Annotated in this window: 15 protein-coding genes; 7 read left to right on the top strand and 8 right to left on the bottom strand. The window is 71.1% G+C overall.

What is annotated here, in order from left to right; translation table 11 throughout:
• Positions 1–11: 11 nt before the first annotated feature.
• Positions 12–602, top strand: coding sequence for a hypothetical protein (locus ACQEV1_RS17410; RefSeq protein ID WP_433394715.1), 591 nt, complete (start codon positions 12–14; stop codon positions 600–602).
• 15 nt (positions 603–617) lie between these two features.
• On the opposite strand, the gene ACQEV1_RS17405 is transcribed toward ACQEV1_RS17410, so the two are convergent.
• From ACQEV1_RS17405 to ACQEV1_RS17390, 4 genes are all read right to left on the bottom strand, one after another.
• On the bottom strand, positions 618–1,934 hold the full coding sequence (locus ACQEV1_RS17405; RefSeq protein WP_285580654.1) for a hemolysin family protein: 1,317 nt from the start codon (positions 1,932–1,934) through the stop codon (positions 618–620).
• Positions 1,931–2,413 (bottom strand): rRNA maturation RNase YbeY, encoded by a 483-nt coding sequence (ybeY, locus tag ACQEV1_RS17400; RefSeq protein ID WP_285580656.1) that lies wholly within the window; start codon positions 2,411–2,413, stop codon positions 1,931–1,933. Before ybeY ends, ACQEV1_RS17405 begins: the two co-directional genes overlap by 4 nt.
• Positions 2,414–2,461: 48 nt before the next feature.
• Positions 2,462–3,511: a PhoH family protein gene (locus tag ACQEV1_RS17395; protein ID WP_433394714.1), complete on the bottom strand. Its 1,050-nt coding sequence runs from the start codon at positions 3,509–3,511 to the stop codon at positions 2,462–2,464.
• A gap of 118 nt (positions 3,512–3,629) precedes the next feature.
• The gene (locus tag ACQEV1_RS17390) at positions 3,630–3,980 is read right to left on the bottom strand and encodes a histidine triad nucleotide-binding protein (RefSeq protein WP_285580659.1); all 351 of its coding nucleotides are present in this window, start codon (positions 3,978–3,980) and stop codon (positions 3,630–3,632) included.
• Positions 3,981–4,324: 344 nt separating this feature from the next.
• Between ACQEV1_RS17390 and ACQEV1_RS17385 the strand changes: the two genes are divergently transcribed.
• Both ACQEV1_RS17385 and ACQEV1_RS17380 read left to right on the top strand, forming a co-directional pair.
• A complete protein-coding gene (locus ACQEV1_RS17385; protein ID WP_432705544.1) occupies positions 4,325–4,909 on the top strand; it encodes a SigE family RNA polymerase sigma factor in 585 nt (194 codons plus the stop codon).
• The gene (locus ACQEV1_RS17380; RefSeq protein WP_433394713.1) at positions 4,909–5,571 is read left to right on the top strand and encodes a hypothetical protein; all 663 of its coding nucleotides are present in this window, start codon (positions 4,909–4,911) and stop codon (positions 5,569–5,571) included. Before ACQEV1_RS17385 ends, ACQEV1_RS17380 begins: the two co-directional genes overlap by 1 nt.
• Before the next feature lie 60 nt (positions 5,572–5,631).
• Here the strand turns inward: ACQEV1_RS17380 and ACQEV1_RS17375 are convergent, their stop codons facing one another.
• Positions 5,632–6,363: a 16S rRNA (uracil(1498)-N(3))-methyltransferase gene (locus tag ACQEV1_RS17375; RefSeq protein ID WP_433394712.1), complete on the bottom strand. Its 732-nt coding sequence runs from the start codon at positions 6,361–6,363 to the stop codon at positions 5,632–5,634.
• Between the two features lie 181 nt (positions 6,364–6,544).
• On the opposite strand from ACQEV1_RS17375, the gene ACQEV1_RS17370 reads away from it, so the two are divergent.
• Positions 6,545–7,570, top strand: a complete 1,026-nt coding sequence (locus ACQEV1_RS17370) for a DUF6924 domain-containing protein (protein ID WP_433394711.1) — start codon at positions 6,545–6,547, stop codon at positions 7,568–7,570.
• 88 nt (positions 7,571–7,658) lie between these two features.
• Here ACQEV1_RS17370 and dnaJ read toward each other — a convergent pair whose 3' ends face one another.
• A complete protein-coding gene (dnaJ, locus tag ACQEV1_RS17365) occupies positions 7,659–8,789 on the bottom strand; it encodes a molecular chaperone DnaJ (protein ID WP_285617393.1) in 1,131 nt (376 codons plus the stop codon).
• Positions 8,790–9,803, bottom strand: a complete 1,014-nt coding sequence (hrcA, locus tag ACQEV1_RS17360) for a heat-inducible transcriptional repressor HrcA (RefSeq protein WP_285580665.1) — start codon at positions 9,801–9,803, stop codon at positions 8,790–8,792.
• A 256-nt stretch (positions 9,804–10,059) separates the two neighbouring features.
• On the opposite strand from hrcA, the gene ACQEV1_RS17355 reads away from it, so the two are divergent.
• The 3 genes from ACQEV1_RS17355 to ACQEV1_RS17345 are packed head-to-tail and all read left to right on the top strand — an operon-like array spanning position 10,060 to position 12,053.
• Positions 10,060–10,884: a DUF3097 domain-containing protein gene (locus ACQEV1_RS17355; protein WP_285617395.1), complete on the top strand. Its 825-nt coding sequence runs from the start codon at positions 10,060–10,062 to the stop codon at positions 10,882–10,884.
• A 59-nt stretch (positions 10,885–10,943) separates the two neighbouring features.
• On the top strand, positions 10,944–11,513 hold the full coding sequence (locus ACQEV1_RS17350; RefSeq protein ID WP_285617397.1) for a DUF4870 domain-containing protein: 570 nt from the start codon (positions 10,944–10,946) through the stop codon (positions 11,511–11,513).
• Between the two features lie 9 nt (positions 11,514–11,522).
• A complete protein-coding gene (locus ACQEV1_RS17345; RefSeq protein WP_433394710.1) occupies positions 11,523–12,053 on the top strand; it encodes a DUF4870 domain-containing protein in 531 nt (176 codons plus the stop codon).
• Here ACQEV1_RS17345 and hemW read toward each other — a convergent pair.
• Positions 12,046–13,254 (bottom strand): radical SAM family heme chaperone HemW, encoded by a 1,209-nt coding sequence (hemW, locus tag ACQEV1_RS17340; protein WP_433394709.1) that lies wholly within the window; start codon positions 13,252–13,254, stop codon positions 12,046–12,048. The genes ACQEV1_RS17345 and hemW overlap by 8 nt on opposite strands.
• Positions 13,255–13,282 lie beyond the last annotated feature (28 nt).

Genomic DNA, 13,282 nt, shown 5'->3' with positions numbered 1-13,282 from the left:
GAGAGATCGAAATGACGTTCCGGCAGCACATGGAGGACGCCGTCACGCGCGCCCTCGAGAAGTTCCCGGTGGAGTCGGCACCGGACATCTACACCGTCACGTTCCGGATCGACAGCGTCGACCAGGACCCCCGGTTCCCGTACGTGGCCATCGGCTACAACACCGAGACCGAGGTCGCCCGGCTAATGGCGCCGCCGAACCCGCCGGACCCGTGGGAGATCCGCTGGAGCTACGCCTACTTCCCGCCGACCGGGCTGGAGGGCGTCCACATCGCGGGCCACGACCCCGACCGCGACGCTCGCGGCTCCGCGCTCCACCGGGCGGAGGCCGCCGAGCAGGGCCTGTGGTACGAGGAGACCGACGAGCTGTCCGAACAGGAGCGGTCCGAACGCGGCGAACGGCTCGACGCGCTGTTCCACGAGTTGTGCGTCGACCTGGCCCGGGGGCTCCACGCCGAGGGCCTGATCGTCCGGACCCTGGGACGACCGCTGCCGGTGATCCTCTACGACATGTTCGAACCCGACGAGATGTTCGCCCTCACCGAGGCCGCCAACCCGGCCGAACTCATCGCGGACTTCATGACGGGGGCCGTGGACGCCTAGTAGGGCCGCGGGAGGTCAGGCCTCGGCGTTCTCGCGGTCCTCGGCCGGCCGCTCCTCCTCGTCTTCGGGCGGTACGCGCTCGACCAGGATGGTGCCGATCTTGTTGCGGCGGCCGGCGAGGTTCTCCACGGTCAGCCGCAGGCCGGCGACCGTCGCCTGGGAGCCGGCGATCGGGACGCGGCCGAGGGCGTGGGCCAGCAGCCCCCCGACGGTCTCGACCTCGTCCACGTCGATCTCCACGTGGTACAGGTCGGCCAGGTCCTCGACCGGCAGCCGGGAGGTGATCCGCGCCCGCCCGTCGGCCAGCTGCTCGACGGGCGCGCTCTCCTGGTCGTACTCGTCGGTGATCTCGCCGACGATCTCCTCGAGGATGTCCTCGATGGTGACCAGCCCCGCCGTTCCGCCGTACTCGTCGATCACCACGGCGCAGTGCGTCTGCCGGGCCTGCATCTCCCGCAGCAGCTCGTCGATCGGCTTGCTGTCCGGCACGTACGTCGCCGGACGCATGATCGACTCGACCCGCTCCACCGACTCGCCGTCGTGGTATTCGTGGCTGCGGCGCACGATGTCCTTCAGGTACGCGATGCCGACCACGTCGTCCTCGTTCTCCCCCACCACCGGGATGCGGGAGAAACCGCTGCGCAGCGCGAGCGACAGCGCCTGCCGCAGCGTCTTGTCACGCTCGATGAAGACCATGTCGGTGCGCGGCACCATCACCTCGCGGACGAGCGTGTCACCCAGCTCGAACACCGAGTGGATCATCTCTCGCTCGTCCGGCTGGATGAGGCGCCGCTGCTCGGCCAGGTCGACCAGGTCCCGCAGCTCCGCCTCGGAGGTGAACGGGCCCTCGCGGAAGCCCTTGCCGGGCGTCAGGGCGTTGCCGAGCAGGATGAGCAGCTTCGGCAGCGGCCCCAGCACCCGCGCCAGCGGATGGATCACCGCGGCGCCCAGGAGCGCCACCCGGTCGACGTGCTGACGGCCGAGCGTGCGCGGGCTGACCCCGACGGCGATGTAGCTGACCACGATCATCACCGCGGCGGCCGTGGCGTACGCCCGCCAGTTGTGGCCGAGCCAGTGCGTGCACACGACGGTGACGATCACGGTCGCGGCCAGCTCGCAGCTGACGCGCAACAGCAGGATGAGGTTCAGGTAACGCGGGGAGTCCGCGACGACCTGCGCCAGCATGCGGGCGTTGTGGCCGTCTTCGCGAACCAGCTCCTCGACCCGGACCCGCGAGATCCGGGCCAGGGCCGTCTCAGCGCTGGCGAACAGGCCCGCCACCGTCACCAGGGCGGCGGCGAGGATCACCAGCCAGATCATCGGCGTCGTCATGAGGGGGCCTGCGCGCGAGCTTCACGCCAGGAGGCGAGAAGCTCCGCTTGCAGGCCGAACATCTCCTTGTGTTCCTCGGGCTCGGCATGGTCGTAGCCGAGCAGGTGGAGGATGCCGTGCGTGCACAGCAGGTGCAGCTCCGCCTCCGTGCCGTGGCCCGCCTTGCGACCCTGCTGAGCCGCGATCACCGGGCAGAGCACGACGTCACCGAGCAGCGCCGGATCGGCCGGCGCGTCCTCGGTGCCGCCGGACACGTGACCCGGGCGCAGCTCGTCCATCGGAAAGGCCAGCACGTCGGTCGGACCGGGCTCGCCCATCCACTTCTCGTGCAGCTCGGTCATCGCTGCCTCGTCCACGAGGACGATGGACAACTCGGCGAGCGGGTGGACGTCCATACGGTCGAGCACATGCGTCGCCAGCGCCGACAACGTCGTCTCGTCGACGTCCTCACCGGACTCGTTGAGTACCTCGATGCTCACTGCTCGCTCACTGCTCGCTCGCTCGGTCGGGTTCACTCGTGCTCATGGTCATCGCCCCCGCTTGCGTGGGCCGCGGCCGTCCTGGGCGCCCTCACGGGGCCGGCTCCGCATGTCGTGGCGGCTGTACGCGTCGACGATCTGGCCCACCAGCTTGTGGCGGACCACGTCCTTACTCGTCAGGGTACGGAAGCTGATGTCGTCGATGCCGTCCAGGATCGCCTGCACGACCCGGAGCCCGCTGTCCTGCCCCGACGGCAGGTCGACCTGGGTGACGTCACCGGTCACCACGACCTTGGACCCGAACCCGAGCCGGGTCAGGAACATCTTCATCTGCTCCGGCGAGGTGTTCTGCGCCTCGTCGAGAATGATGAAGGAGTCATTAAGGGTCCTACCGCGCATATAGGCCAAAGGGGCCACTTCGATGGTGCCGGCGGCCATGAGGCGGGGGATCGAGTCCGGGTCGATCATGTCGTGCAGCGCGTCGTACAGCGGGCGCAGGTACGGGTCGATCTTCTCGTACAGCGTGCCGGGCAGGAAGCCCAGGCGCTCGCCCGCCTCGACGGCCGGGCGGGTCAGGATGATCCGGTTGACCTCCTTGGCCTGGAGGGCCTTCACGGCCTTGGCCATCGCGAGGTAGGTCTTGCCCGTGCCCGCCGGGCCGATCGCGAACACGATCGTGTGCTTGTCGATCGCGTCGACGTAGTGCTTCTGGTTGAGCGTCTTCGGCCGGATCGTGCGCCCGCGCGCGGAGAGGATGTCGAGGGTGAGCACCTCGGCGGGACGTTCGTCGGTCTCGGCGCGGAGCATCGCCACGCTGCGTTCGATCGCGTCGGGAGTGATCGGCGTGCCGGTTTTCAGCAGGTCGAGCAGCTCTTCGAAGAGCTTGGCGACGAGCTCGGTCTCCTCGGCGGGGCCGGTGATCGTGATTTCGTTGCCCCGCACGTGGACGTCGCTGGCGAACGTCTTCTCGACGACGTCGAGAAGCTCGTCGCGCGAGCCCAGCAGGGCGACCATCGAGAGGTCGTCCGGAATCACGATCTTGACTTGCGTGCGCGCGCTGTCCGGTGTGGCTTCAGCGGTGTGAGTTGAATCGGCCATAGGCCCGGCCTTGCGGCCTTTTCGTCCCTGCCTTCCGATTGCGTTCGGTCCCCGGCTGCGTCGTTCTCATGGTACCGGCACGGGGCCAACCATTTTCGGGTCGCTCACCAGCGGGAAGTCACCCGGGCGGCCAGTTGAGGCCGCGTCCGCCGAGCACGTGGGCGTGCACGTGGAAGACGGTCTGGCCCGCTCCAGGGCCGGTGTTGAAGACCACGCGGTAGCCGGACTCGGCGACGCCCTCGGCCACCGCGACCTCGTGCGTCTCGCGTACGACGTCGGCGAGCAGGCCGGCGTCGGAGGAGGCGAGCTCGGCCGCGGTCGGGTGGTGCTCCTTGGGCACCACCAGCACGTGCGTGGGCGCCTGCGGGTTGATGTCGCGGAATGCCAGGGTGCGGTCGGTGTCCCGGACCACGGTCGCCGGCACGTCACCGGACACGATCTTGCAGAACAAGCAGTCCTGTTCTGTCACGTAACCCTCCTCACGCCCCACGGGTCTGCGCATGTTATCGCGGTCCACGGACAGGATCGCGTCGCCGGAGCCGCGCCCGGGCGCCCCTCGCCGGGCGCCCGCCGGCCCGTACCGGACTCGTCTACGAATCGTTACGAGTACGGAGCGTCGCTATGGCCAAGAACCGCCTTCCTCTGGTTAGGGTTGCTGTCGCGAACCCCCGGCGCGCACGGGCCTCCAGCCCCACCAGATCGTCTTGATCCGTGCCCTCGGGCCGCGTTCGCGGGAACTTGCGGATCCGGTGTGTCATCCAACCAAGAAGGCACATGCCGGCACTGATGGGCGGGATAAAGGCGAGACGAGGTATGCCTCTTCGTAAACCTCACAGTGAGGGTGCGCGTCAAACTGATGTGACCGAAACCCTCGTAGCCAGGAGCACGGCGGGAGCCGTGGCGGTCGCCTGGGACGCTGACCAGGCGGTCACCGCTCTCTACAGTGCCCACTACCGCTCGCTGGTGCGCCTCGCGACACTGCTCGTACGCGACGTCGCGACGGCGGAAGAGGTGGTTCAGGACGCGTTCGTGGCCATGCACGGCGCATGGCGGCGGTTGCGCGAGCCCGACAAGGCTCTGTCGTATCTGCGGCAGTCCGTGGTCAACCGGTCACGGTCAGTGTTGCGGCACCGTGCCGTCGTGGAGAAGTACGCTCCCAAGGGGCTTCCCGACGCGCCGAGCGCGGAGAACGGGGCGATCGTGGAGCTCGAGCGCTCCGCGGTCGTGAAAGCACTCGGCGCGCTGCCGAATCGGCAGCGCGAAGCACTGGTGCTCCGTTACTACGGAGATCTGTCCGAGGCGGAGATCGCCCAGACCATGGGCATCAGCCGGGGGGCCGTCAAGAGCCACACCGCGCGCGGTATGGCCGCGCTACGCAGCGTCCTGGAGCAGCAGTAATGACCCAACCCTTCGACGACGAGCACGGCGACCGTCTTCGCCGTGCCCTGCACGCGGAAGCGGAAGCGGTCACGCCCTCTGCGGAGGGGCTGGAGCGCATTCGCGCCAAGATCAACCAGCGGCACGAGCGGCGTTTCGTCGTCTTCTCGTTCGCCTCTCCCTGGTTGCGCCCGCTGGCGGCCGTCGCCGCCGCCGTCGCCGTGTGCGTCGTCGCACTATCCGTCACACCCGGTCTGGCCAACTTCGTCCAGACCGGCCACTTCAGCCCGGATTCCGGCAACGACAAGGGGAACTCCGCGGCCACCAACGGCCACTCCCAGGGGCAGGAGCCTCCCGGAGGCCCCTCGACCCCCTATCCGAGCTCCTCTCCCAGCCCGACGTCGATCCACCCGTCCGACTCCGGCAAGCACGTGGTCAACGGCACGTGCCCGCCCGGCGAGACCACGGTCACGCCCACGGCCACGCCGACGGCCGGCGGCTCCGCCGGCACGGGCCCGTCCACGCGCGTCACGTGCCAGGCGCCCCCCGGCGGCGGCGACACGACGCCGCCGAGCACGGGCGGCACGACCCCGCCGACGGAGTCGTCCCCGCCGAGCGCCCCGTCGAGCGACCAGCCGACGTCGGACTCGGCGCCCACGACGGCCCCGAACCAGTCGCCCTGACGCACCGGCGGTCCCGGGGCGGCATCCGCGATGCCGCCCGGGACCGCGGGCGTCCAGCGGCTACCAGCGGCCCGTACGGCTCAGCAGCACCGAGGCGGCGGCCACGCCCGCCGTGGACGTGCGCAGCACCGTCGGGCCGAGCAGGGTCGGCACGCCGCCGGCCGCCGCGAACGCCGCGACCTCCTCGTCGGTCAGGCCGCCCTCCGGGCCGACGACCACGACGAGGTCCCCGGAGTCCGGCACCGGCAGGCCGCTCAGCGGGCGTTCGGCCTCCTCGTGCAGCACCACCGCAAGCGGCGCGTCCGCGATCCGCGACACCGCGTCGGCGGTGGTGGCCAGGTCGGTGACCTCCGGCAGCCAGGCGCGGCGGGCCTGCTTCGCGGCCTCCCGCGCGGTGCCGCGCCAGCGCGCGAGGGCCTTGGCCCGGCGCTCGGGACGCCACTGGGTCACGCAGCGCGCCGCCGCCCAGGGGACGATCACGTCCACGCCGACCTCGGTCATCGTCTCGACCGCCAGCTCGCCCCGGTCGCCCTTCGGCAGGGCCTGGATCACCACGATCCGGGGGTCCGGGCGGGACACGTGACGGCGTGTGCGGGCCTCCAGGTGAAGGCGGTCGCGTTCGGCCGAGGTGACGACGCACTCGACGAGCCGGCCCTCTCCGTCACCGAGGTCGACCCGCTCCCCCGGCCGCAGCCGGCGTACGGCCGCGGCGTGGCGTCCCTCGGGCCCCTCGAGGACGATCCGGTCGGACTCGAGACGGGAGGGATCGCTGAGGAAGAGGGGTGGGCTCATGGCCCCGATCGTAGGCGTGAGCGGGATCGGGAGCACCCGCGGCCTTGATCGTGTCGAGGACCGCAACGAGGCAACGGCTCTGAGGGCGGGACCTCGGCGGGCAGCAGGGCGGAGCGACTTTGTCAGCCGGGACCGATAGAAACGGATGGCCTGTCCGCCACCAACCGCGAGGTACCCGCTGATGCGTCCCGCCCTGCCCCTGCCCCCGGCCGATGAGGGCACCCGAGTGCCCGGCATGCTGCTGATCCGCACCGACCATGACGACGACGCCTGGCGCGACGTGCTCCACCGCATGGGCGAACTGCCCGGCCTGGTCACCCCGCGCCCGGGCGACGGTGGTCTCGCTCCCACCGAGGAGGAGATCATTCCCCGGCGTCTGGTGGTGGTGGACGATCTCGCCTGGCGGGGCGCCGCTCCCGAGGAGGTGCGCGAGGCCCTGGGCGGGGACGGGACGTGGGTCCCCGACCTGGTCCTGATGGCCACCGAACGGACCGCGGCCACTCCGCACCTGCGCCCTTTGCGGGCGTTCCGCGGTGACGGTGACGGTGACGGAGACGTGGTCCTCTTCCGGATCACGCCCCTCCAGGCCGCCCTGGCCTACCTGGTACTGCACCTTGACTTGGACATCACCTTGGAGTACTTCGAGGAGTGGTCGCCCATCGCCGCAGAGTGGGAGCCCGAGGAGGGCGAGGACCTTGATGAGTGGGAGGCGGGCCTGCCCGACCCCGTGGGCGCCTACCTGGAGAGGCTGGACCCCGTCCCGCGCTACACGCGTCCGGCCCAGGCGCTGCCCCTGCTCACCCAGGGAGATACAGACCTGATCGTTCGCACCGACTTCAGCGACGACGCCGCCTGGGAAACGCTCCTCGAGACGGTGTACCGGCCGGGTGGCGGGGGCCCCATCGACGATTTCGGGGACTACATCGACGTGGTGGACGACCCGGTGTTCGAGGGCGCCGCTCCGGAGCAGGTGATGGCGGTGCTGCGCGAATGGGGTGAGGTCTTGTTGATCGCGGACGGGGACACCATGCGCGACCCCGGCCACCGGGTCCTGGCCGTGCCCCTGGAGGGCCGCATCGGGTGCGCCTTCCGGCTGGATCCCGACCAGGTCGGGAGCATGGTGGCCAACCTGTCGATCGGCAACCAGGACATCGAGGACTACATGGACGACGAGACCCTGAAGGCCGTCGAAGGGCGGACTTGGTGATCAGTCCGCGAGCGGCGATGGGCTGACTCGACGAACGTCCCCAGGCCCCGGCTCCCTCGCGAGGGAGCCGGGGCCTGGGTCGTAGGTCTCAGCGGCCGTTGAAGGCGTCGCGCAGGCGGGAGAAGAAGCCCTGCTGGCCCGGTGAAAACTTGCCGGGGGGCCGCTCCTCGCCGCGCAGCACGGCCAGGCGGCGCAGGAGCTCCTCCTGCTCCTCGTCGAGCTTGGTGGGCGTCTCGATGTTCACGTGGATCATCAGGTCGCCGCGGCCGTTCTCGTTGAGGTGCTTGACGCCCCGCCCGTACATCGGGATCTGCTGGCCGGACTGGGTGCCGGGCCGGATGTCGATCTCCTCCGGTCCGTCGAGGGTCTCCACGGTCAGCGACGTGCCGAGCGCGGCGGCGGTCATCGGCACCTGGACGGTGCAGTGCAGGTCGTCGCCCTGCCGCTCGTAGATCGCGTGCGGCCGCTCGACGATCTCCAGGAACAGGTCGCCGGCCGGGCCGCCGCCCGGGCCGACCTCGCCCTCGCCGGCGAGCTGGATGTGCGTGCCGTTCTCCACGCCGGCCGGGATGCGGACCTTGATCGTGCGGCGGGTGCGGACCCGGCCGTCGCCGGAGCACTCGGGGCACGGGGTGCGGATCACGCTGCCGTAGCCGCCGCACTGCGGGCAGGCGCGGGAGGTCATGACCTGGCCGAGGAAGGACCGGGTGACCTGCTGCACCTCGCCACGGCCGTGGCACATGTCGCAGCTCTCCGGCTGGGTGCCGGGAGCGGTGCCGGCGCCGGTGCAGTTGGTGCAGACGATCGCGGTGTCGACGGTCAGCTCGCGCGTGGTGCCGAACGCGGTCTCGGACAGGTCGAGCTCGACGCGGATCGTGCCGTTGCGGCCGCGGCGCGCCCGGCTGCGCGGGCCGCGCTGGGCCTGCGTGCCGAAGAAGGCGTCCATGATGTCACTGAACGGGAAGCCCGCCCCGAATCCGCCGCCCGCGGCGCCGCCGCCGGGTGCGAAGGGGTCAGCGCCCATGTCGTACATCTCACGCTTTTTGGGGTCGGAGAGCACCTCGTACGCCTGGGTGATCTCCTTGAACCGATCCTGGGTCTCGGGATCGGGATTGACGTCCGGGTGCAGCTCGCGCGCGAGCCTGCGATAGGCCTTCTTGATCTCGTCCGCACCCGCGTCGCGGCGTACTCCGAGGGTCGCGTAGTAGTCGTTCGCCACTTATGACCCCGCCAGAATCTGACCGACGTACCGTGCCACTGCGCGTACCGCTCCCATCGTGCCGGGGTAGTCCATCCGCGTCGGACCGAGCACGCCGAGCCGCGCCACGGCCTGGTCGCCGGCGCCGTATCCGCTGGCGACCACCGAGGTCGTGAACAGGCTCTCGTGGGGGTTCTCGGTGCCGATCCGTACGGTGAGGCCGGCGGGATCCCCCATCTCGCCGAGCAGCCGCATCAGGACGACCTGTTCTTCCAAGGCCTCCAGCACCTCACGGAGGCTCTGGGACAAGTCGGCGCGGGCGAGGTTCGCCGCGCCGGCGATGACGATCTTTTCTTCGTGTTTCTCGACCAGCGTCTCGAGCAGCACCGACAGGACGGTCGCGGCGAGCGGCCGATCGTCGGGCGGCAGCCGGTCGGGCACCTCGGCGACGACGCCGGGCACGTCGTTCAGCCAGCAGCCGTCGAGGTGGGCGTTGAGGAGCGCGCGCAGGTGCGCGATGGACTCCTCCGTGACGCTCTCGGGTATCTCGATGGTGCGCTGCTCGACCCGGCCGGTGTTGGTGATGATGACCAGCAGCAGCCGCTCCGGGCCGATCGGCACCAGCTCGACGTGGCGTACCGCCGAGCGCGTGAGCGAGGGGTACTGGACGACGGCGACCTGCCGGGTCAGCTGCGCCAGCAGCCGCACGGTGCGGGTCACGACGTCGTCGAGGTCGTAGGCGTTCGCGAGGAACGTCTCGATGGCGCGCCGCTCCGCCGCGGACAGCGGCTTGATCGTCGACAGCCGGTCGACGAAGAGCCGGTATCCCTTGTCGGTGGGCACCCGGCCCGCGCTGGTGTGCGGCTGGGCGATGTAGCCCTGCTCCTCGAGCAGGGCCATGTCGTTACGGATCGTGGCCGGGGACACGCCGAGATTGTGGCGATCGGCCAGCGCCTTCGAGCCCACGGGTTCGTTGGTGGAGACGTAGTCCTCAACGATGGCACGGAGCACCGCCAGCTTGCGATCGTCGAGCACGCACTCACCTCCCACGGTCGGCTTGGCACTCAACGTTCTTGAGTGCCAAGTGTACGGCGATCGGCGACCGTCGCGGTGGGTCGGCGGTGATGAACGACGGCGCGCACGGATCGCTGCGGGACCGCCACGCAGTGGCGCAACGTCGTTCGCCGCACCGGTATTCCGCCGTCCGCGATCTACGCCGGCGCGCAAGCGTACCGGTTCGCGGGCGTGTTGGTCCCGGCTCGGCCGGGTTGGTCCCGGTACGTTGCGGCCCGTGCGGAGCAAGGACTACGGCGATGACGTTCTCGCGGGCGACTGGCGGCGTCCGCGCAAGGGCCAGATCCCCGAGATCGCGGCCGAACCCGGCCTGGTGGCCGAAGATCCCTCCAGCGGCTTCTGCGGCGCGGTCGTGGCCTGCGCGAAGGACGCGGTGACGCTGGAGGACCGATTCGGCAAGCGGCGGGTGTTCCCGCTCACCAAGGCCGGGTTCCTGATCGACGGCAGGCCGGTGACACTCGTCCGCCCCACGGCCGCGCCGGGCCGTGCGCTGTCGGCCTCCGGCTCCATCGCGGTACGGGACCTGCGGGCCCGGGTGGCGCGGGAGAGCCGCATCTACGTCGAGGGCAAGCACGACGCCGAGCTGGTGGAGAAGATCTGGGGGCACGACCTGCGCGTCGAGGGCGTGGTCGTGGAGTTCCTCGAGGGCGTCGACCACCTGCCGGAGATCGTCGAGGAGTTCGGCCCCGAGCCGGGCCGCCGCCTGGGCGTGCTGGTGGACCACCTGGTCGCGGGCTCGAAGGAGTCCCGGATCGCCGAGCGGGTCCAGTCGCCGTACGTGCTGGTCACCGGTCATCCGTTCATCGACATCTGGCAGGCGGTCAAGCCGGCCGTGCTCGGCATCCGTGCCTGGCCGGACGTCCCGCGCGGCATCCCCTGGAAGGAGGGGGTGATCGCGGCGCTCGGCTGGAAGGGCGAGCCGGGCGAGGTCTGGCAGACCATCCTCGGCCGGGTGCGCGCCTACCGGGACCTGGAGCCGGCACTCCTCGGCCGGGTCGAGGAACTGATCGACTTCGTCACCGATCCCCCGGCGGACGGCTGACCGCGCAACCGTCCGCGCCGCGCCCGCGTCTCATAAACTGCGACACCGCATCAGGGGACATGTCAGGACCTGTCCCGCCGGAGGGGGCGCACGCGATGACCTACGGCCAGCACCACGGCGGGCCGCCGTACGGAGGACAGCCGTACGGGCAGCCACCGTACGGGGGGCAGCCGCAGTACGGGCCGCAGCAGTACCCGCGGCCGGGGTACGCCCTTCCCGGGCATCCGGCGCCGCCCCACGACCCCTACGCCGCGCCGGAGAAACGTCGCCGCCCGGAGACGCCGACCGGCGGCCCGGTGGACGACGAGGACGAGCGCTGGGCGGTACCCGCCTACGTCGGGATGTTCGTGTCCGGCTTCGTCGCCCCCGCGATCGTCCTCGCCGCGAAGGGACGCACGTCGCACTTCGCGCGTTTCCACGCCATGCAGGCGCTCAACCTGTTCGTGGCGATGTTCGTCTGCACGTCTCTCTCGCTGCTGCTGGCCTACTTCAAGGGCCCCGACTGGCTGCTGCTCGTGCTGCTCGCGCTGGCGGCCGACTGCTTCTTCACGACCAGGGCGGCGATCGGCGCGAACCGCTGCGAGTGGTACCGCCTGCCCGCGCTCGTCGCCTGGCGGATCTTCCGGTGAGGAGTCTCCATGGCCGATTCTGAGAGCGGCCCGCCGCACGGCGGCTGGCACCCCCCGTCCGATCCCCCGCCGCCTCCCGGCCCGGGCGGGTACTACGGCCCGCCGCCGAGCTACGGCGGGTACGGCGGCCCGCCGCCGCCTCCGCCGCCATACGGTCCCCCGCCCCCGTACGGGCCGGGGATCACCGGATCGGACGACACGACGTGGGCGCTCCTGGGGTACCTGGGCCAGTTCGTCATCGGCTTCCTCGCCCCGCTCATCGTGTACCTGGCCCGCAAGGATGAGTCGCCGTTCGTCCGCTTCCACGGCGCGCAGGCCCTCAACCTGGCGCTGAGCTACCTGGCCGTCTTCTTCGGCGCGTTCGCCGTCGCCATCGTCGGCGCGATGGCACGGCTGCCGGCGCTGGCGATCGTCGCGATCGCGGCGATCTTCGCCTTCGCCATCGCGCATCTCGTGTATCTGATCATCGGCGCCGTCAAGGCCGGCCGGCGTGAGATGTACCGGATCCCGGCGGGGCTCTGCTGGCGGATGATCAGGTGAGGTCGCGGACGACGGCGTCGGCCAGGAGCCGCCCGCGCAGGGTGAGGACGGCACGGCCCGCCTCGTACGCCTCGGGCACCAGCAGGCCGTCGCCGACCGCGCGGCGCACCGCGGCCGGGTCGTCGAACAGGTCGAGCGGGCAGCCGTCCGCCAGCCGCAGCTCCAGCATGATCCGCTCGAAGCGGCGGTCGGCGTCCTCCAGCACCTCGCGGGCGTGCGCGGGAGTGGTCTCCTCCGCGAGCCGGGCGGCGTACGCGGCCGGGTGCTTGACGTTCCACCAGCGGGTGCCGCCGACGTGGCTGTGCGCGCCCGGGCCCACGCCCCACCAGTCGCCGCCGGTCCAGTAGAGCAGGTTGTGGCGGCAGCGGGCCTCCTCGCTCGCCGCCCAGTTCGAGATCTCGTACCAGCCGAGGCCGTGCCCGCCGAGAGTGGCCTCGGCGGCGAGGTAGCGGTCGGCCATCGCGTCGTCGTCGGGCGGTGCCAGCTCCCCGCGGCGTACACGCGTGGCCAGGCGGGTGCCCTCCTCGACGATCAGGGCGTACGCGGAGACGTGGTCGGGCCCGGCGGCGACGGCGGCGTCGAGGCTGGCCTGCCAGTCGGCGTCGCCCTCACCCGGCGTGCCGTAGATCAGATCCAGGTTGACGTGCTCGAACCCGGCCTCCCGGGCCCAGGCCACGCACTGCTGCGGCCGGCCCGGAGTGTGCGTGCGGTCGAGCACGGTCAGAACGTGCTCCCGCACGCTCTGCATCCCGAACGACACGCGGGTGAAGCCCGCCTCGCGCAGCTCGGACAGGTACGCGAGATCGGCCGTCTCGGGGTTGGACTCGGTGGTGACCTCCGCGCCGGCGGCCAGCCCGAACTCCTTGCCGATCGCCTCCAGCACCCGGCCGAGGTCGCCCGCCGGCAACAGCGTGGGCGTGCCGCCGCCGACGAACACCGTCTCCACCGGCAGGTCGGCGTCGCCCAGCACACGCCGCGCCATGCGGATCTCGGCGATCGCCGTGTCGGCGTAGGACTCGCGTGAGGCGCCGCGCAGCTCGGTCGCGGTGTAGGTGTTGAAGTCGCAGTAGCCGCAGCGCGTGACGCAGAACGGCACGTGCACGTAGAAGCCGAACGGACGAGTGCCCAGGCCGGCCAGGGCGCTCGCGGGCAGCGCTCCGTCTCTTGGTACCGGGTCCCCGTCGGGCAGCGTCGATGGCACGTCTCAAGTGTGCCGCCCCCGCGGGGGT

The sequence above is a fragment of the Actinoallomurus sp. CA-142502 genome, from assembly GCF_050936355.1.
Lineage (GTDB): Bacteria > Actinomycetota > Actinomycetes > Streptosporangiales > Streptosporangiaceae > Actinoallomurus > Actinoallomurus iriomotensis.
Note: the sequence above shows the minus strand (reverse complement) of the source record. Positions and strands in the feature narration are given on the sequence as shown.